The sequence below is a fragment of the Bradyrhizobium sp. USDA 4353 genome (assembly GCF_054063215.1).
In genome coordinates, this window is sequence record NZ_JBSSGB010000001.1 from 1,811,644 (window position 1) to 1,830,803 (window position 19,160).

Consider the following 19,160-nt stretch of genomic DNA (forward strand, 5'->3'; position numbering starts at 1 on the left):
AGAAAGCGCATCCTTGAGGCGAGAGACGATGACCTCCTTGAAAACAACGCCAGCGCTCAGTTCCACCGGCATCGAGGCCCGTTGCGCCGCCACCGGCATGCGGATGACCGAGCAGCGCCGGGTCATCGCCCGCGTGCTCGCAGAAGCCTCCGACCATCCCGACGTCGAGGAATTGTATCGGCGCTGCGTCGCCGTCGACGACAAGATCTCGATCTCCACGGTGTATCGCACCGTGAAGCTGTTCGAGGACGCCGGGATCATCGAGCGCCATGATTTCCGAGAAGGCCGCGCGCGCTACGAGCAGATGCGTGACAGCCATCACGATCACCTGATCAATCTGCGCGACGGCAAGGTGATCGAATTCACCTCCGAGGAAATCGAGAAGCTGCAGGCGGAGATCGCCCGCAAGCTCGGGTACAAGCTGGTCGACCATCGCTTGGAGCTGTATTGCGTGCCGCTCGACGAAGAGACGAATGGCTGACGCTGCACAGGCTTCCCCGCTGGATCTCGTCATTTTCGATTGCGACGGCGTGCTGGTCGATAGCGAGGTGATCTCGTGTCAGGCGCATGCCGACGTGCTCAGCCTGTGCGGATATCCGATCACCGCCGCCGAGGTGTTCGACCGCTTTCTCGGGCGCTCCTCGAAACAGGCGACCATGGAGGTCGAGGCCGAGCTCGGCCGCAGCCTGCCGGACGATTTCAATGCCAGGTTGCAGGAGCGGCTGTTCCGGACATTCGAGCAGGAGTTGCAACCGGTCGCCGGGATTTCGGACGCGCTCGATGCGCTGGACCTGCCGGTCTGCGTGGCATCCTCCGGCTCGCACCAGCGCATGCGCGTGAGCCTCGGCGCCACCCGGCTGTATGACCGGCTGATGCCGGACATCTTCTCGTCGTCGCAGGTCGAGAACGGCAAGCCGGCGCCCGACCTGTTCCTGTTCGCGGCCGCCCAGATGAATGCGCGTCCGGCGGCCTGCGTCGTCGTCGAGGACAGCATCGCCGGTATCCGGGGCGGCCTCGCCGCGGGCATGACGGTGCTCGGGTTCCATGGCGGCAGCCATTGCCGGCCCGGCTATGCCGACAGCCTGCGCCAGGCCGGCGCCTCCCTGGTTTTCGACGATATGCGGCAATTGCCAGCGATTCTGCGCCAGCTTGGCCAGAAAACCGCCCCGCTCGCTGGATTTTCGGCGGTCTAGCCTATATCTGAGCGCGGCGCCGAGATTGGCGCTCCCGACCGCATGCAAGGTTTCATGACGCCGCCGCGCAAGCTGCACATCAAGTCCTATGGTTGCCAGATGAACGTCTACGATGCCCAGCGCATGGTGGACACGCTCGCGCCTGAGGGCTTCGTCGAGACCGCCGAGGCCGGCGACGCCGACCTCGTGATTCTCAACACCTGCCACATTCGCGAGAAGGCCTCGGAAAAGGTCTATTCGGAGCTTGGGCGCCTCCGGGTGGCGAAGGAGGAAGCGGCGAAGGCCGGCCGTGCGATGCAGATCGCGGTGGCGGGTTGCGTGGCGCAGGCCGAGGGCGAGGAGATCATCGCTCGCGCCCCCACCGTCGATGTCGTGGTCGGGCCGCAGAGCTATCACCATCTGCCGCAACTGCTTGCCCAGGCGGGCCGTGGCGAGCGCGCGATCGAGACCGAATTTCCGGCCGAGGACAAATTCGGACATCTCGCCAAGCCTAGCCGCGAGGCGATCCGCGCCCGCGGCATCTCGGCCTTCGTGACGGTGCAGGAAGGCTGCGACAAGTTCTGCACCTTCTGCGTGGTGCCGTATACGCGCGGCAGCGAGATGTCGCGGCCGGTGGCGCGGATCGTCGACGATGTGACTCAGCTCACCGAAAGCGGCGTCCGCGAGATCACGCTGATCGGCCAGAACGTCAACGCTTATCACGGCGAAGGCCCCGACGGCCGCGCCTGGACGCTCGGCCGGCTGCTCTATCGGATCGCGGATATTCCCGGCGTGGCGCGCATCCGCTACTCCACCAGCCATCCCAACGACGTCGATGACAGCTTGATCGCGGCGCATCGTGATCTCGCAGCGGTGATGCCGTTCGTGCATCTTCCCGTGCAGTCGGGATGCGACCGCATCCTCGCGGCCATGAATCGCAAACACACCGCCGCCGATTACCTGGAGGTCGTCGACCGTTTCCGCCGCGCGCGGCCCGATATTGCATTCTCTTCGGACTTCATCGTCGGGTTCCCCGGTGAGACCGAGGAAGATTTTCGCGCCACCCTCGCGCTGATCGACCAAATCGGCTACGCTGCGGCCTATTCTTTCAAATATTCGCCGCGCCCGGGCACGCCGGCGGCGGACATGCAGGAGATGGTGTCAGCGACCGAGATGGACGAGCGATTGGAGCGTCTCCAGAGCTTGATCGACAGCCAGCAGGCAGCCTTCAACAAGGCCGCGATTGGCTCGGTCGTGGACGTGTTGTTCGAGCGCGCCGCGCGCAAGCCGGGTCAGCTGGTCGGACGCACCGCCTATCTGCAACCAGCCCATGTAATGGCGGACAGCGACATTATCGGTCAGGTTCTGCCGGTGCGCATCGACAGTCTCGAGCGCTACAGCCTGCTCGGCGAGCTCGTCACGGCCGCCGCCGCACCCCGTCCTGACGCCGCATCCCTGATGTCCATCGGAGGCTGAGCACTTGCCCAAGAGCGCATCGGATTCATCTTCCCTCGCTCCCAGCCGCAAGTTCGACCGCGACATGTCCATGCCCCCCGAAACCCAGGTCGTCATCGATTTCGACGACAACCGCGCCGCTTCCGCCCTGGTCGGTCCCTACGGCCAGAACCTCGCGCTGCTCGAGCGCCGTCTCGGCGTCGTCGTCGATTCCCGCGGCAACCACATCACGATCGGCGGCAGCCGCGACGGCTGCGACGCCGCGCGCCGCGTGCTGGAATCCTTGTACGCCCAGGCCGTGAAGGGCATGGACCTGTCGCAGGGCGACGTCGAGGGCGCGATCCGCGCCGTGGTCGCGCAGGGCTCGCTGTTCGAGTTCGACGCCAAGAACGGCAAGAACGCGTTCGAGAGCATCAATCTGCGCAAGCGTCCGGTGCGCGCCCGCACCGCCGCGCAGGATTCCTACATCCGTGCGCTGAAGCGCCATGAGCTGGTGTTCGGCATCGGCCCGGCCGGCACCGGCAAGACCTGGCTCGCGGTGGCGCATGCCGCGCAATTGTTCGAGCGCAAGGAAGTCGATCGCATCATCCTGTCGCGGCCTGCAGTCGAGGCCGGCGAGCGGCTCGGCTTCCTGCCCGGCGATCTCCGCGAGAAGGTCGATCCGTATTTGCGCCCGATCTACGACGCGCTGTACGACCTGATGGATGCGCGTGTCGTCGAGCGTGCGTTGCAGGCCAACGAGATCGAGATCGCGCCGCTCGCGTTCATGCGCGGCCGCACCTTGACCAATGCTGCGATCATTCTCGACGAGGCGCAGAACACGACATCGATGCAGATGAAGATGTTCCTGACGCGTCTCGGCGAGAACAGCCGCATGATCATCACCGGCGATCCCTCGCAGGTCGATCTTCCGAACGGCCAGACGTCCGGCCTTGCCGAGGCCGCACGGCTGCTCGACGGCGTCGAGGGCATCGCGCAGGTCCGGTTCACCGGCGAGGACGTCATCCGCCACGAATTGGTGGCGCGCATCGTTGCCGCCTATGAGGGCCCGAAAGCCCGCTGACGCGAGAGCACACCGCCGATGCGCGCGTCGTGAAGCGCCATCCGCACAGATATCGATCAGGATGCCACAAAGTCCCATTCCAATTACCGAGGTCATTGTCGCCGCCGATTGCTGGCAGGACCAGCCCGACGCCGAAGATGTCATACAACGCGCCATCCTCGCCGCCGCTGAGATGGTGGAAGCCGATGTCGACGACGCCGAAATTGCGGTCATGCTCACCGACGACCAGGGCATCCGTACGCTGAACAGCAATTGGCGCGGCATCGACAAGCCGACCAACGTGCTGTCGTTTCCGGCGCTGCAGCCGACCGGTCCGCGCGGCGACGATGATGCGCCGCGCATGCTCGGCGACATCGCCATTGCCTATGAGACGATGCGGCGCGAGGCCGACGACGAGCAGAAGCCGTTCGAGCACCATCTCAGCCATCTCACCGTGCACGGCTTCCTGCATCTGATCGGCTACGATCACGAGAGCGACGACGAGGCCGAGGAGATGGAGGCGTTGGAGACCGAGATCCTGGCCCATCTCGGCATCCCCGATCCCTATGCTGACCGGGAACGGATCAATTGACCATGGCCGATTCCGAGCCCATTCACGACAATCCGCGCAACACGCGCAATCTGCCGGCTGTCGTGCCGCCGTCCGAGCTTGGCCGCTCGCCGAGCGAAAGCTGGCTGCTGCGCGCGCTGCGCAATCTGTTCGGCTGGAAGGGCGGCGGTTCGGTCCGCGACGATCTGCAGGTCGTGCTCGATGCGTCGACGCCCGACGATATCGGCTTCTCCGCGGTCGAGCGCACGCTCCTGCGTAACATCCTCGATCTGCACGAGCGGCGCATCGCCGACGTGATGGTGCATCGCGCCGACATCGTCGCCGTCCGGCGCGACATCACGCTCGGCGAGCTCATGAGCCTGTTCGAGAGCGCGTCGCATTCACGGCTCGTCGTCTACAACGACACGCTCGACGATCCCGAAGGCATGGTGCATATCCGCGACCTGCTCGCTTACATGACGGCGCAGGCCCGCATCTCCGATGATGCAAAGGCCCGGCGCAAGAAGCCGCTGCCCGCCGGGCTCGACCTGAAGAGCGTCGAGCTGTCGATGCCGCTGTTCGAGGCCAACATCATCCGCAAGCTGCTCTATGTGCCGCCGTCGATGCGCGCCATCGATCTCCTGGCGCAGATGCAGGCGTCGCGCATCCATCTGGCGCTCGTGGTCGACGAATATGGCGGCACCGATGGGCTTGTCTCGATCGAGGACATCGTCGAGCAGATCGTCGGCGAGATCGACGACGAGCACGACAGCGACGAGCCGCCGGCGATCATGCGCCAGGCCGACAACGCCTTCATCGCCGATGCCCGCGCCAGCCTCGATGACGTGCGCCGGGTGATCGGCGAGGAGTTCGTGACCGGCGAGGCGGGCGAGGGCGTCGAGACGCTCGGCGGCTATCTCGTCAACCATGTCGGCCGGCTGCCGGTGCGCGGCGAGCTGATCTCCGGCCCCGGCAATTTCGAGGTCGAGGTGCTCGACGCCGATCCGCGCCGCGTCAAGCGGCTGCGCATCGCGCCGCGCAAGGAGCGCCCGGTGCCACGGCCGCCGCGCGAGAGCCGACGCCGCGAGGCGCTTCCTGACACCGGCATGTCGGCCGAGCTGCCGCGGCCCGCGGATGCCAGCCCGCCGTCCAACAACGACGACAGCAGCCCGCCCCAAGGCGACGGCGCAAAAGGCGACGGAGCAATCTCACAGTGATCCGCACCACGATGATGCGCGACCTCGCCGCCAGCGTCGTTCTGGCCTGGGGGTGGAAGCGCGCAGCGATCGCGCTCGCCGCCGGCGCCGTCTCCGCGCTGGCAATGGCCCCGTTCAATGCGTGGCCGGTGCTCGCCGTCACCTTCCCCGTGCTGGTCTGGCTGATCGACGGCGCAGCGGCCGGACGGCGACGTGGCATCCCGGCGGCGGCCTTGACCGGCTTCTGCTTCGGCATGGGCTATTTCGTGCCCGGCCTGTACTGGATAGGCAACGCGTTCCTGGTCGATGCCGACACCTTCGCCTGGCTGATGCCGTTCGCGGTGCTCGGTCTGCCCGCTTATCTGTCGCTGTTCCCGGCATTAGGCTTTGCGCTGGCGCGCCTGCTCTGGACGCGCGACGCCAGCCGCATCCTGGCGCTGGCGGCCTCTCTGACCGCGAGCGAATGGCTGCGCGGCCACGCGCTCACCGGCTTCCCCTGGAACACGTTCGGCTACGCCCTGTCGCAGCCGCTCGCGCTGGCGCAATCGGCCTCGCTGATCGGCATCTGGGGCATGACGTTCCTCACGATCGCGATCTTTGCCAGCCCAGCGGTGCTGATCGACGGCAAGAGCTGGCGCGAGCGTTGGCAGGTTCCGGCCGCAGCTGGCGCGCTGCTGATCGTGATGGGCGTGTTCGGCGCCATCCGGCTGGGCCAGCACCCGACCGCCTTCGTTGCCGATCTCAAGCTGCGGATCATGCAGCCCAACCTGCAGCAGGACGTCAAATTCAATTACGGCGCCAAGGCCGAGGTCATGCGCCGCTATCTGGCGCTGTCCGACCGCGCCACGGGGCCGAAGGCGACCGGCGTGCGCGACACCAACGTCCTGATCTGGCCTGAATCGGCGTTTCCGTTCTTCCTGACCCGTGAAGCCGACGCCATGGGCCAGATCGCCGACCTGCTATCGCCCGGGACGGTGCTGATCACCGGTTCGGTGCGCGCCCCGGACGGCCCGCGCACCACGCCGATCACCCGCGCCTATAATTCGATCTATGTGATCGACCATGACGGCACCGTGCTGTCGGTCTATGACAAGCTGCATCTGGTGCCGTTCGGCGAGTTCCTGCCGTTCCAGAATCTGCTGGAGCGGATCGGGCTGGAGCAGTTGACGCGCGTGCAGGGCGGCTTCATTGCGGGCACGGTGCGACGCAACCTGGACGTGCCACACGCTCCGCGTGTTCTGCCTTTGATCTGCTACGAGGCCATCTTTCCAAGTGAGAGTGTGCCGCACGAGGAGCGTCCCGGCTGGATCGTGAACCTGACGAACGATGGCTGGTTCGGCATCTCGACCGGTCCTCATCAGCATCTGCAGCAGGCACAGTGGCGTGCGATCGAACAGGGGCTTCCATTAGTTCGATCAGCGAACACGGGCGTCTCCGCAGTGATCGATCCTGTCGGCCGCATCGTCGCGCAACTATCTCTCGGTGCGGAAGGCGTGTTGGATTCCGCGCTGCCTGTTGCGCTGCAGCCCTCTATTTATGCGAGATTTGGCGATATTCCGGCGGCCATCTTGTTAGTGATCGCCCTGAGCACGGTCGTTCGCAGACGTGTTGCTCAAAAGCTTCCCTGACGGCAGCAAGATCTGAATTCTTTCCGGGTGTGTAAGATTTTTTTTGACATCCAAAACCCCAAGTGTTGACAGATAGCTGCTGCAATTCGCATTCTCGCGCGGCAGCATGATCCGCTCAGTTCGCTGCTCGACCGTCCACCATTAGTACGACATGCGAGCAGAAATTGACGGTGTGAGCGCCTGAGGCATACTGCGATCGCCTCGTTCCGAGGCCCTGATTCTAAGGAGTTGAGAGATGTCGACGAAAGCGCCCAACCCTGTTGACAAGCATGTCGGCAGCCGGGTGCGGATGCGCCGTATCATGTTGGGCATGAGCCAGGAAAAACTTGGTGAGGCTCTCGGACTCACGTTCCAGCAGATACAGAAGTACGAAAAAGGCACCAATCGAGTCGGCGCCAGCCGGATCCAGCAGATCTCCGAAGTCCTGCAGGTCCCTGTCTCGTTCCTGTTCGAAGGCGTCCCGAGTGGTGGGACCAATGGTGAAGCTTTCGGCGAGGGCGCCTCTCCGGCCTATGTGTCTGATTTCCTGGCAACCTCCGAAGGACTGGCGTTGACCCGCGCATTCACGCGGATCCACGATTCCAAGCTTCGCCGCAGCATCGTCGACCTGGTCGAGCAGATCGCTGATCGCGAGGCGCCGGAAGAGGGCTAGAGCTGAGCCACGCTGATGCGCTGGCGCTGACATTCCTATTGCGACCGCTCTCATATGAACGCTTCTCATATGAATGTCAGCGCCTCCGGGGGGCCATGAGCGAAGCCAGCTTTGCGGATGTTGCAGACACGTCTCGTGTTCCGCAACGCCAATGAGCCGATCAACAAGTTCGATGACGACCATGAGAGCGCGATGGCTCCCCTTCGGGAAAGGCTGTCGCGCTCTTAATCATTTTGTGCGCATGTGACGCCTGAGAGAGGGCATCGCACCGGCGATGATCCGCGCGTGAACGCCCTCCATTCGATACCTTTCGCTAACCATCGAGAACGACTGACGTAACTCATGACTGCCGCGACCAATCCGTTCGATAGCCGCACAATTCTCGACGGCATCCGCCAATGGGTCGAGATCGAGACCCCGACCGAAGCCCCTGATCAGGTCAACCGACTGGCCTCTTTGGTCGCCGACGGCTATCGCGGGCTCGATGCGGTGGTGGAGCGGATCGCCGGCCGTGATGGCTGCGGCGATCACCTGGTGGTGCGCTCCTCATGGGGACAGAACGAGCCGGGCATTCTCGTGCTGAGTCATCTCGACACGGTGCATCCGCTCGGCTTCATCGAGCGCCTGCCGTTCTCGATCGACGGCGACATCGCCTACGGTCCCGGCATTTACGATATGAAGGGCGGCGCCTATCTCGCCTATCATGCCTTCCGTCAGCTCTGCATCGCCGGCGAGACAACGCCGCTCGGCATGACTCATTTGTTCGTCTCCGACGAGGAGATCGGCAGCCCGACCTCGCGTGCGCTGATCGAGGAGGAAGGCCGCAAGGCCAAATATGTGCTGGTCACCGAGCCGGCGCGCGATGGCGGCAAGATCGTCACCGGGCGCAAGGGCGTGGCCCGCTTCGATGTGTCGATCCGCGGCGTGCCTGCGCATGCCGGCGCGCGTCCGCAGGATGGACGCAGTGCGATCCGCGAGCTCGCCAACGTAATCCAAGCGCTCGAAGCGCTCAACGATCCCGCGCGCGGCATCACCGTGAATGTCGGCGTCGTCCGCGGCGGCACGCGGCCGAACGTGATCGCGGAGGAAGCCTATGCAGAGGTCGATGCGCGGCTGCCGTCGCCCGGCGATGCCGACGAGATCGTGCCGAAGATCCTGGGCTTGAAGTCGCGTAGCGAAGGGGTGACCGTCGAGGTCAGAGGCGAGGTCAATCGGCCGCCTTACGTCAAGGGCAATGCGGGCGCTGCGCTGTTCGAGCATGCGAGAACACTCGCCGAGGAGCTCGGCTTCGATCTCGTCGACACCTACACGGGCGGCGGCTCCGACGGCAATTTCACGGCGCCGTTCACGGCGACGCTCGACGGTCTCGGCGTCGACGGCAAGGGCGCGCATACGCATTACGAGCAGATGTATATCTCCTCGATCGAGCCGCGGGCGCGGCTGCTGCACCGTCTCTACCAGACCTTGCGATGAGCACTGCGATGATGCCCGTCGACGACGATCACGCCGGCCACGAGGCCCTGCACGGCCAGGGCTCGTTCTTCGGCCGCCGCAAGGGACACAAGCTGCGGGCACACCAGGCTGATTTGGTGGAGAACCTGCTGCCGCACCTCGCGCTCGATCTCTCAGCGCCCGCCGATGTCGTGCTGCCGACGCTGTACGACCCGCCGGTCGAGGCGCTGCGTCTGGAGATCGGATTCGGCGGCGGCGAGCATCTTGCCGCCGAGGCCAAGGCGTATCCGGCGACCGGCTTCATCGGCTGCGAGCCCTATGTCAACGGCATGGCGAAGATCCTCTCGGCGATCGAAGCCGACAACATCGGCAATATCCGGCTGCTCGCCGGCGACGCCGCCGAGCTGCTCGCCTGGCTGCCGGCGCACTCGCTGCAACGGATCGATCTCATTCATCCCGATCCCTGGCCGAAGCGGCGGCATTGGAAGCGGCGCTTCGTGCAGGACGCGACCATCGTTGCGATGGCGCGCGCGCTCAAGCCGGGCGGCGAATTCCGCTTCGTCAGCGACATAGCCGATTACTGCGCCTGGACGCTGTGGCATCTGCTGCGCTCGCCCGATTTCGCCTGGACGGCGGAGCGCGCCGACGATTGGCGCCTGCCCTGGCCGAACTACACGATGACGCGCTACGGCCGGAAGGCCACACGCGAGGGGCGCGTGGCGAGCTATCTGATCTTCCGTCGGCGTTGAGTCCGATGGATGAGAGCATGATCCGGAAAAGTGGAAGCCGGTTTTCCGAAAAGATCATGCTCAAGCAAAGAGATCTAGTGGCGCGTCTTCCAGAACGCCACGACGCGGTCGGCCGTCGATGATGACAGGCGCGCGTAAGTCACGCGGATGGCATCGAGGTCACGCTGCGCCGGCACGCGCTTCGGCCCGAGGCGGAGCTGGATCAGCGCCTGCACGGTGCTCCAGTCGAGGCCGATCGTACGGCCGAGGATCAGCAGCGGGTCGTGGCGGTCGCCGGAGACAAGCCGATCGAGCGTTGCGAGCTTGAGCCCCGTCATCGCGGCGAGCGCTGCGATGACCTCCTCATATTTGTGCTCGCTCGCGAAGCCCAGCAGCGCCGCCTCGTCCAAGGCGTCCGCTTCATAGAGCGACAGGATGATCCGTTGCGCCGGCACGAAATTGCGCCTGCCGACACTCGCGCTCGCCGTCCCCGCAAGCTCCGCGACGGCCTGCCTGATCTTGCTCTGCCGCTCCGGCCCGACCACATCGAGCAGCCGGCGCTTGACGACATCGAGCGAGCCTTCGAGCAGCCGTTTCAGGTGCTCGTCGGAGAGATCGTCGCGCTTGCCGACCGCAAGCGTCAGCACGCCGTCGAAGCTCGCGCGGTTGATCAGCCCGGAATAGCCGGCCTCAGAGAACGTCGCGCCGTCGTTCGCCGCTGTCCGCCGCACCACGTCGCGATCGCCGCGACGGACCAGCACATCCGTCGTCTCCGGCGACAGCCGCGAGCGTTCGGCGATGGCGAGCAGATGACCCTGGCTCTTGCCCTGCGCGATGTCGATCAGCGCGCCATCCTCGAGCGCCGGCGAACGGCGGAGCAGGGGAGCGGCCACGGCGACCTCGTCGTCGCGCGCGAGCTGGCCGATCACGACGCGCGGCGCTTTCGCGAGCCGCGACAGGCGCTCGGACAGATCGATCCGCGTCGCCAGGTCCGCGAGCGGCACCAGATCGATCAGCAGGCCGTCGAACAGATTGATGTGCTCGGGGCGCAGCCTGGCCGCGTCGGCGAGGAAGAGGTCGGCAATGCGGCGCGTCGCCTCGACGCAGCGCTCGGCGTCGCCTTGCCTGACGATCCCCTCGAGTCCCGGGATCAGCGCAGTAGCTGGGGTCATGACAACAACTCGGTACGCCACGCGACACATCTGCGTGTTCGCCACACCCAGGCATCGGCCGGAGGCAGCGCACGCCAACTGATCTCCATTTTTAGATGATCTTGGTGAATGAAGGATTAGGCGCCGCGGACGGCCGGTTTGCCCCTGCGCGGGCGCGAGACCGCACCTGAACTGGAGTTCCGGCCCTGGCTTGGCCGACAAGAGAGCCCACACGACCCTTGCCGTCGGCCGGCAAAGCGGCTATATGAGCGCCATCAATCTTCATCTCATATACGATCGCGTAGTGAGGGTGGGCCCTTCCGGACCCGCTCTTTTTTGTTACCTGGATCGCTCCGCCCCTGGCGTGATCGGTCTGGTGAGCGCGATCGGCAGGCCGCAAGGCCGAAACAAGCAAGACGCGATCGACGCCTCGATGACGGAACCGACCCTCGCAGCTGCTGACACCGACCTTCTGACCGAGCCCCGGCTCGTCGTCGAGCCGGGCGTGGCAGCGCGTGTCGCGGCGGTCGCCGACCCCGTGCTGCAGGGAATGGGTTACCGCCTGGTCCGCATCCGCATCTCCGGCGAGGCCGGCTGCACGGTGCAGGTCATGGCCGAACGTCCTGACGGCACCATGCAGATCGAGGATTGCGAGGCGGTGTCGCGGGCGCTATCGCCCGTTCTCGACATCGCCGACCCGATCGACCGTGCCTACCGGCTCGAGATCTCCTCGCCGGGCATCGACCGGCCGCTGGTCCGCCGCTCGGATTTCGAGCGCCATATCGGTCATCTCGTGAAGATCGAGATGGCGGTGGCGCATCAGAACCGCAAACGCTTCCGCGGCATCATCAAGGGTGTCGAAGGCGATGGCGTGCGCATCACCCGCGACGACGTCGCCAAGGATGTCGACCCGGACGTCGTGCTGCCGATGACCGACATCGGCGACGCCAAGATGGTGCTGACCGACGAGCTGATCGCCGAGTCCATGCGCCGCGGCAAGGCCGCCGAGCGCGAGAAGAAGCGTGAGCTCGGCATTGCCCCGCCGCTGGCGCCGCACGCCAAGCCGGCGGCCCAAGCCAAGCCGAAGTTGAAGGAGAAGCAGCCGGCCAAGAAGCCGCTGCCGACCAACACCAAGAAACATCGCCTCGCCGCCGATCGTGCGCGCAGGGGCGAGATCGATCCTGATTAGAGGAGACTTACGCCATGGCCGTCAGCGCCAACCGGTTGGAACTGCTGCAGATCGCCGACGCCGTCGCGCGCGAGAAGTCGATCGACCGCGGCATCGTGATCGCCGCCATGGAAGACGCGATCGCCAAGGCCGCCCGTGCCCGCTATGGCAGCGAGACCGACGTTCATGCCGAGATCGACCCGCGCAAGGGTGAGCTCAGGCTGTCACGCCACATGCTGGTGGTCGAGAAGGTCGAGAACCCCTCCAACCAGATCTCGCTCGACGACGCCCGCCGCGCCAATCCTGGCGCGCAGATCGGCGACACCATCGCCGACACCTTGCCGCCGCTGGAGTATGGCCGCATCGCCGCGCAGTCGGCCAAGCAGGTCATCGTGCAGAAGGTGCGCGAGGCCGAGCGCGACCGGCAATACCAGGAGTTCAAGGACCGCATCGGCGACATCGTCAACGGCGTCGTCAAGCGCGTCGAGTACGGCAGCGTGATCCTCGATCTCGGCCGTGGCGAAGCGATCATCCGCCGCGACGAGATGCTGCCGCGCGAGGTGTTCCGCAACGGCGACCGCGTCCGCGCCTATGTGTTCGACGTCCGCCGCGAGACCAGGGGACCGCAGATCTTCCTGTCGCGCACCCATCCGCAGTTCATGGCCAAGCTGTTCGCGCAGGAGGTGCCGGAAATCTATGACGGCATCGTCGAGATCAAGGCGGTCGCCCGCGATCCCGGCTCGCGCGCCAAGATCGGCGTCGTGTCGCGCGATTCATCGGTCGATCCCGTGGGCGCCTGTGTCGGCATGCGCGGCTCGCGCGTGCAGGCGGTGGTGAACGAGCTGCAGGGCGAGAAGATCGACATCATTCCGTGGTCGCCCGACATCGCGACCTTCGTGGTCAACGCGCTGGCGCCGGCCGAGGTCGCCAAGGTCGTCATCGACGAGGACCGCGAGCGCATCGAGGTCGTGGTGCCCGACACCAACAACCAGCTGTCGCTGGCGATCGGCCGCCGCGGCCAGAACGTACGCCTGGCCTCGCAGCTCACCGGCTGGGACATCGACATCCTGACCGAGCAGGAGGAATCGGAGCGCCGCCAGGCCGACTTCGAGAACTCGACCCGCGTGTTCATGGAATCGCTCAACGTCGACGAGGTCGTCGGCCAGCTCTTGGCGTCGGAAGGCTTCACCTCAGTCGAGGAATTGGCGCTGGTCGATCTGAAGGATCTCGCCGGCATCGAGGGTTTTGACGAGGAGACCGCGACCGAGCTGCAGACCCGCGCCCGCGAATTCCTGGAGCAGCAGGAGGCCGAGCTCGAGGCCAAGCGCAAGGAGCTGGGCGTCGAGGACGCGCTGAAGGACGTGCCCGGCGTCACCTCCAAGATGCTGGTCAAGTTCGGCGAGAACGACATCAAGACCGTCGACGACCTCGCCGGCTGCGCTACCGACGATCTCGTCGGCTGGGTCGAGCGCAAGGATGGCGGCGAGCAGACCAAATATCCCGGCATTCTCGACGGGCTCGAGGTGTCGCGCGACGACGCCGAAGCCATGGTGATGCAGGCCCGCGTCAAGGCCGGCTGGATCACCGAGGCCGATCTCGCCAAGGGCGAGGCCGAGGACGAAGCCGAAGGACAGCCTGCCTGACCCATGACATCAGCTGTGATGACACCCGCCATAACTTTGCTGGCTTGAGATGAGGAGCCGCACCACCGCATGCTCGCTATGGCCGACCCCGAGCTCGACAATGGACCGCGGACCGAGAAGTCCGCGACCATGCGCATGTGCGCGGTCAGCCGCGAGGTGCGGCCGATCGGCGAGCTGATCCGGTTCGTGGTCGGCCCGTCGGGCGAGGTGGTGCCCGACATCAAGCGCAAGCTGCCCGGACGGGGATTGTGGATCACGGCGTCAAAGCCGGCGGTTGCGGAAGCGGTGCGGCGTCACCATTTCAGCCGTGGCTTCAAGACCAACGTTCGCGTCCCTCCGACACTTGCCGACGATCTGGAGACCTTGCTCGTCCGCAGCGCGATCGAGGCGCTGGGGATTGCGGCCAAGGCCGGCCAAGTCGTCTCGGGTTTTTCCAAGGTCGAAGCAGCGCTGTCGCAGCGGCAGTCGCGGGCCGGCTTGGCCGCCCTGATCCACGCCTCGGACGGTGCCGCCGACGGGATTCGCAAGCTCGATGCGCTGGTGCGGCCGACTGACGGGGATCAAGGACAAGCCCTGACATTTCCGATCATCTGCTGCCTCACTTCGGCAGAATTGGATTTGGCACTTGGGCGCTCAAATGTGATACATGCTGCCGTGCTCGCAGGCCCGGCGAGCAGGACATTCCTGTCGCGCAGCCAGACTCTGGTCCGATACCGGTCGGCCGACGCTGACAAGATTGCCGGAACCGCGGCCACGAAATCTGCTTCGACTTCAACCTCTTCGACTTCGAAGACATAGCGACCGATTACGCGACGATTGCACGAATGAGACGGTGCGGCAGCCCCGCACGCAGGTAAACGAGATTAGGACGACTGAATGGCCGATCAAAACACTCCGGGCGACAAGAAACTCGGTGTCCCGAGCAAGACCTTGACGCTCAAGCCGCGCGTCGAGACTGGCACGGTGCGTCAGAGCTTCCCGCACGGCCGGAGCAAGCAGGTGGTGGTCGAGAAGCGCGGCACCAAGCGCCGCGTCGGCGATGGGGCGCCCGATGCGCCGCATGCGCCGGAGCCGACCGTCGCCAAGGCGCCGCCACCGCCGCCGCCGAGCAACCGCCCGTCGGGCCCGCGTCCGTCCGGTCAGCAGCGTAGCGGCTCCGGCGTCGTGCTGCGCACCCTGACCGAGGATGAGCGTTCGGCCCGCGCCAGTGCGCTCGCCGATGCGCGCGTGCGCGACATCGAGGAACGCCGTCAGGCCGAGGAAGAGGCCCGCCGCCGCGCCGAGCGCGAAGCCGCCGAACGCGCCGAGCGCGAGGCCGCCGAGGCGCGCCGCAAGGCCGAGGAAGAGCGTCACCGCCACGAAGAGGAAGCCAAGCGCAAGGCCGAGCTCGAGGCCAAGAAGCGGTTCGGCGAAGGCGAGGCGCCGCGTCCGACGGTCGCCGCAGCCGCTGCGCCGCAGCCGACCGCGACTGCCCCGGCCCGCCAGGCCCAGGCGCCTGGCCGTCCCGTGGGCGCACCCGGCAGCCGGCCGCCGCAGATCGGCGGTCCGAGCTCGCGTCCACCCGGCACTCAGCCGGCCGGTGCCCGCCCTGCCGGAGCCCGTCCGGCCGGTGGCGGCCCGCTCGGCCGTGCGCCCGGCGTCGCAGCCGGTCCCGACGAGGATGAAGGTCCGCGCCAGATCCGCCGCGGCCCCGGTGGCGCCGCGCGTCCCGCGCCGCCGCCGAAGACCACGCACAAGCCCGGCCCGCAGAAGCAGCGCGGCCGTCTGACCGTCGTCACCGCGCTCACCGCGGACGACGTGCGCGAGCGTTCGATTGCCTCGTTCCGCCGCCGCACCCAGCGCCTGAAGGGCCATGCGGCGAACGAGCAGAAGGAAAAGCTCATCCGCGAGGTGACGATTCCCGAGGCGATCACGATCCAGGAGCTGGCCAACCGCATGTCGGAGCGTGCGGTCGACGTGATCCGTCTGCTGATGCGCCAGGGCGCGATGCACAAGATCACCGACGTGATCGACGCCGACACCGCGCAGCTGATCGCCGAGGAGCTTGGCCACACCGTCAAGCGCGTTGCCGCGTCGGACGTGGAAGAGGGTCTGTTCGACGTCGTCGACGATTCCTCCGACACCGAGCCGCGCTCGCCGGTCGTGACCGTGATGGGCCACGTCGACCACGGCAAGACCTCGCTGCTCGACGCGCTGCGCCACGCCAACGTGGTCTCGGGCGAAGCCGGCGGCATCACCCAGCATATCGGCGCCTATCAGGTGACCGCGCCGGACTCTGGCAAGAAGATCACCTTCATCGACACGCCCGGCCACGCCGCGTTCACCGCGATGCGCGCCCGCGGCGCCAAGGTCACCGACATCGTCGTGTTGGTGGTCGCGGCCGATGACGGCGTCATGCCGCAGACGATCGAGGCCATCAACCACGCCAAGGCGGCGAAGGTGCCGATGATCGTGGCGATCAACAAGATCGACAAGCCCGACGCCCGGCCCGAGCGCGTCCGCACCGAGCTGCTCCAGCACGAGGTGCAGGTGGAATCGCTCGGCGGCGAGGTCGTCGATGTCGAGGTGTCGGCCAAGAACAAGACCAATCTCGATCGTCTGCTCGAGATGATCGCGCTTCAGGCCGACATCCTCGACCTCAAAACCAATTCGGATCGTCCGGCCGAGGGCACCGTGATCGAAGCCAAGCTCGATCGCGGCCGTGGTCCGGTCGCCACCGTGCTGGTCCAGCGCGGCACGCTTCGCGTCGGTGACATCATCGTCGCCGGCGCCGAGATGGGCCGCGTCCGCGCGCTGATCTCCGACCAGGGCGAGACCCTGCAGGAGGCCGGCCCGTCGGTGCCGGTCGAGGTGCTCGGCTTCAACGGTCCGCCGGAAGCCGGTGATCGCTTGGCCGTCGTCGAGAACGAAGCCCGCGCCCGTCAGGTCACGTCTTATCGTGCGCACCAGAAGCGCGAGAACGCCGCTGCCTCGATCTCCGGCATGCGCGGCTCGCTCGAGCAGATGATGTCGCAATTGAAGACCGCGGGCCGGAAGGAATTCCCGCTGGTCATCAAGGCCGACGTGCAGGGCTCGCTGGAAGCCATTCTCGGCTCGCTGGAGAAGCTCGGCACCGACGAGGTCGCCGCCCGCATCCTGCATGCCGGCGTCGGCGGCATCAGCGAGTCCGACGTTACGCTCGCGGAAGGCTTCAACGCCGCGATCATCGGCTTCTCGGTCCGCGCCAACAAGGAGGCCGCCGCGCTCGCCAAGCGCAACGGCATCGAGATCCGCTACTACAACATCATCTACGACCTCGTGGATGACGTGAAGAAGGCGATGAGCGGCCTGCTCGCGCCGACGCTGCGCGAGACCATGCTCGGCAATGCGCAGATCCTGGAGGTGTTCAACATCTCCAAGGTCGGCAAGGTCGCCGGCTGCCGTGTCACCGACGGCACCGTCGAGCGCGGCGCCAATGTCCGCCTGATCCGCGACAACGTCGTGGTTCACGAGGGCAAGCTGTCGACCTTGAAGCGCTTCAAGGACGAAGTGAAGGAAGTGCAGGCCGGCCAGGAATGCGGCATGGCCTTCGAGAGCTACGGCGACATGCGTGTCGGCGACGTCATCGAATGTTATCGCGTGGAGACCATTCAGCGCTCGCTGTAAGTCCGAATCCTACAGAGCGCGCTGTCTTTCGAGTGAGCGGCGATTCCGTGTGTCAGCGGAATCGCCGCTCGGCTTGAACTTAACCAAGCGTCGTTGAACTCAATCAGAATGATCCGCCCGCCCTGTGTCCGCGCGGGGCGATGATCCGTTGGATATTTTGCAACATGCCTCGTCATCATCAGAGGGGAAGTGCGGCCTCCGGCGGCTCGCAGCGCCAGCTGCGCGTCGCCGAGACCGTGCGCCACGCTGTCGCCGACATTCTCAGCCAGGGTCATGCGCACGATCCGGACCTGGAGGGACACATCATTACGGTGCCCGAAGTCCGCATGTCGCCCGATCTCAAGCTTGCAACGATCTACATCATGCCGCTCGGCGGACGTGACACCGAACTGGTGCTCGCGGCGCTGGAGCGTAACAAGAAGTTCCTGCGCGGCGAGGTCGCGCGGCGCGTTAACCTGAAATTTGCACCTGACATCCGCTTCCGCGTCGACGAGCGATTCGACGAAGCGGAACGGATCGAGAAATTACTCAGAACACCTGCGGTGCAGAGAGACCTCAATTCGGATTCGGAAGAGAGCTGATGACCATCCCCCCCGAAACCGGCACTGTCGACTCGCTTCCCGCCGATGCGATCGCCGTCACTGCCAAGAAAAATCACGCCGCCGACGGACGGGCGCGTGACAACAATGACCCGCGCAACAAGCAGCAGAGGGGCAACCAGCCGCGCCGCGACCGTCGTGACGTCCATGGCTGGGTGGTGCTGGACAAGCCGATCGGCATGACCTCGACGCAGGCCGTCGCCGTCGCCAAGCGGCTGTTCCAGGCCAAGCGCGCCGGCCATGCCGGCACGCTCGATCCGCTCGCCTCGGGCGGCCTGCCGATCGCGCTCGGCGAAGCCACCAAGACCGTCCCCTTCGTAATGGACGGCCGCAAGCGCTACCGCTTCACCGTGTGCTGGGGCGAGGAACGCGATACCGACGACACCGAAGGCCGTGTGGTCCAGACCAGCACGGACCGCCCGGACGTCGAGGCGATCCGTGCGCTGCTGCCGCGATTTACCGGCCGGATCGAGCAGACGCCGCCGCGCTATTCCGCGATCAAGATCCAGGGCGAGCGCGCCTATGACCTCGCCCGCGACGGCGAGGTCGTCGAGCTGCAGCCGCGCCCGGTCGAAATCCACGAATTGACCCTGGTCGACCAGCCCGATGCCGATCATTCGGTGTTCGAGGCTGAGTGCGGCAAGGGAACCTATGTCCGGGCGCTGGCCCGCGACATGGGCCGAATCCTCGGCTGCTACGGCCATATCAGCGCGCTCCGGCGGACCCTGGTCGGTCCGTTTACCGAGAACGACATGATTCCGCTGGAACAGTTGGAGGCTTTGTGCAATAGAGCCGCGTCCGGTGAGGGAAGCCTCGCCGACGCACTGCTGCCCGTTGAGACCGCGCTGGACGACATCCCGGCACTGGCCGTCACGCGGGCTGATGCGGCAAGGCTCCACAGGGGCCAGGCCGTCTTGTTGCGCGGACGGGATGCGCCCCAGAGTAGCGGCACAGTCTATGTCACGGTCGCAGGCCGCCTTTTGGCGCTTGCCGAAATTGGCAATGGCGAACTCATCCCCAAGCGCGTGTTCAACCTGACCGGACTGACTGCCAGCTCCGGTCGCAACGAAAGAGACTGA

Annotated in this window: 17 protein-coding genes; 16 read left to right on the forward strand and 1 reads right to left on the reverse strand. The window is 65.9% G+C overall.

All coding sequences use genetic code 11. From position 1 onward, the window contains the following. Positions 1 to 28: 28 nt before the first annotated feature. From ACVILH_RS08145 to ACVILH_RS08190, 10 genes are all read left to right on the forward strand, one after another. Positions 29 to 481 carry a Fur family transcriptional regulator gene (locus ACVILH_RS08145; protein ID WP_006615442.1) on the forward strand — a complete coding sequence of 151 codons (453 nt, stop codon included), beginning with the start codon at positions 29 to 31 and terminating at the stop codon, positions 479 to 481. Then, positions 474 to 1,193, forward strand: a complete 720-nt coding sequence (locus ACVILH_RS08150; RefSeq protein ID WP_456712428.1) for an HAD family hydrolase — start codon at positions 474 to 476, stop codon at positions 1,191 to 1,193. The genes ACVILH_RS08145 and ACVILH_RS08150 overlap by 8 nt, the downstream gene beginning before the upstream one ends. A gap of 54 nt (positions 1,194 to 1,247) precedes the next feature. Further along, positions 1,248 to 2,648, forward strand: a complete 1,401-nt coding sequence (gene miaB / locus ACVILH_RS08155) for a tRNA (N6-isopentenyl adenosine(37)-C2)-methylthiotransferase MiaB (protein ID WP_456712429.1) — start codon at positions 1,248 to 1,250, stop codon at positions 2,646 to 2,648. Between the two features lie 64 nt (positions 2,649 to 2,712). Then, positions 2,713 to 3,690, forward strand: coding sequence for a PhoH family protein (locus ACVILH_RS08160; RefSeq protein WP_456712430.1), 978 nt, complete (start codon positions 2,713 to 2,715; stop codon positions 3,688 to 3,690). 61 nt (positions 3,691 to 3,751) lie between these two features. Continuing rightward, the gene (gene ybeY, locus ACVILH_RS08165) at positions 3,752 to 4,261 is read left to right on the forward strand and encodes an rRNA maturation RNase YbeY (RefSeq protein WP_456712431.1); all 510 of its coding nucleotides are present in this window, start codon (positions 3,752 to 3,754) and stop codon (positions 4,259 to 4,261) included. A 2-nt stretch (positions 4,262 to 4,263) separates the two neighbouring features. Beyond that, complete coding sequence (locus tag ACVILH_RS08170) at positions 4,264 to 5,436, forward strand: hemolysin family protein (RefSeq protein WP_456712432.1); 1,173 nt, start codon at positions 4,264 to 4,266, stop codon at positions 5,434 to 5,436. 11 nt (positions 5,437 to 5,447) lie between these two features. Continuing rightward, entirely contained in the window at positions 5,448 to 7,043 is a 1,596-nt protein-coding gene (gene lnt, locus ACVILH_RS08175) for an apolipoprotein N-acyltransferase (RefSeq protein ID WP_456716904.1), read from the forward strand. A gap of 235 nt (positions 7,044 to 7,278) precedes the next feature. After that, entirely contained in the window at positions 7,279 to 7,695 is a 417-nt protein-coding gene (locus ACVILH_RS08180; protein WP_006615449.1) for a helix-turn-helix domain-containing protein, read from the forward strand. A 342-nt stretch (positions 7,696 to 8,037) separates the two neighbouring features. Next, positions 8,038 to 9,168, forward strand: a complete 1,131-nt coding sequence (locus ACVILH_RS08185; protein ID WP_456712433.1) for a M20 family metallopeptidase — start codon at positions 8,038 to 8,040, stop codon at positions 9,166 to 9,168. Continuing rightward, positions 9,165 to 9,896 carry a tRNA (guanine(46)-N(7))-methyltransferase TrmB gene (locus ACVILH_RS08190; protein ID WP_456712434.1) on the forward strand — a complete coding sequence of 244 codons (732 nt, stop codon included), beginning with the start codon at positions 9,165 to 9,167 and terminating at the stop codon, positions 9,894 to 9,896. Before ACVILH_RS08185 ends, ACVILH_RS08190 begins: the two co-directional genes overlap by 4 nt. A 74-nt stretch (positions 9,897 to 9,970) precedes the next feature. Here the strand turns inward: ACVILH_RS08190 and ACVILH_RS08195 are convergent, their stop codons facing one another. Continuing rightward, the gene (locus ACVILH_RS08195) at positions 9,971 to 11,047 is read right to left on the reverse strand and encodes a DUF2336 domain-containing protein (RefSeq protein ID WP_456712435.1); all 1,077 of its coding nucleotides are present in this window, start codon (positions 11,045 to 11,047) and stop codon (positions 9,971 to 9,973) included. 412 nt (positions 11,048 to 11,459) lie between these two features. Here ACVILH_RS08195 and rimP point away from each other — a divergent pair, with 412 nt between their 5' ends. The 6 genes from rimP to truB all read left to right on the forward strand — a co-directional run bounded on the left by rimP (position 11,460) and on the right by truB (position 19,160). After that, positions 11,460 to 12,215: a ribosome maturation factor RimP gene (rimP, locus tag ACVILH_RS08200; RefSeq protein ID WP_456712436.1), complete on the forward strand. Its 756-nt coding sequence runs from the start codon at positions 11,460 to 11,462 to the stop codon at positions 12,213 to 12,215. Positions 12,216 to 12,229: 14 nt separating this feature from the next. After that, positions 12,230 to 13,837, forward strand: a complete 1,608-nt coding sequence (nusA, locus tag ACVILH_RS08205) for a transcription termination factor NusA (protein WP_456712437.1) — start codon at positions 12,230 to 12,232, stop codon at positions 13,835 to 13,837. Between the two features lie 69 nt (positions 13,838 to 13,906). Beyond that, entirely contained in the window at positions 13,907 to 14,635 is a 729-nt protein-coding gene (locus ACVILH_RS08210) for an RNA-binding protein (RefSeq protein WP_456712438.1), read from the forward strand. 78 nt (positions 14,636 to 14,713) lie between these two features. Then, a complete protein-coding gene (gene infB / locus ACVILH_RS08215; protein WP_456712439.1) occupies positions 14,714 to 17,482 on the forward strand; it encodes a translation initiation factor IF-2 in 2,769 nt (922 codons plus the stop codon). A 164-nt stretch (positions 17,483 to 17,646) separates the two neighbouring features. Then, positions 17,647 to 18,063, forward strand: a complete 417-nt coding sequence (rbfA, locus tag ACVILH_RS08220) for a 30S ribosome-binding factor RbfA (RefSeq protein ID WP_456712440.1) — start codon at positions 17,647 to 17,649, stop codon at positions 18,061 to 18,063. Next, positions 18,063 to 19,160 (forward strand): tRNA pseudouridine(55) synthase TruB, encoded by a 1,098-nt coding sequence (truB, locus tag ACVILH_RS08225; protein WP_456712441.1) that lies wholly within the window; start codon positions 18,063 to 18,065, stop codon positions 19,158 to 19,160. The genes rbfA and truB overlap by 1 nt, the downstream gene beginning before the upstream one ends.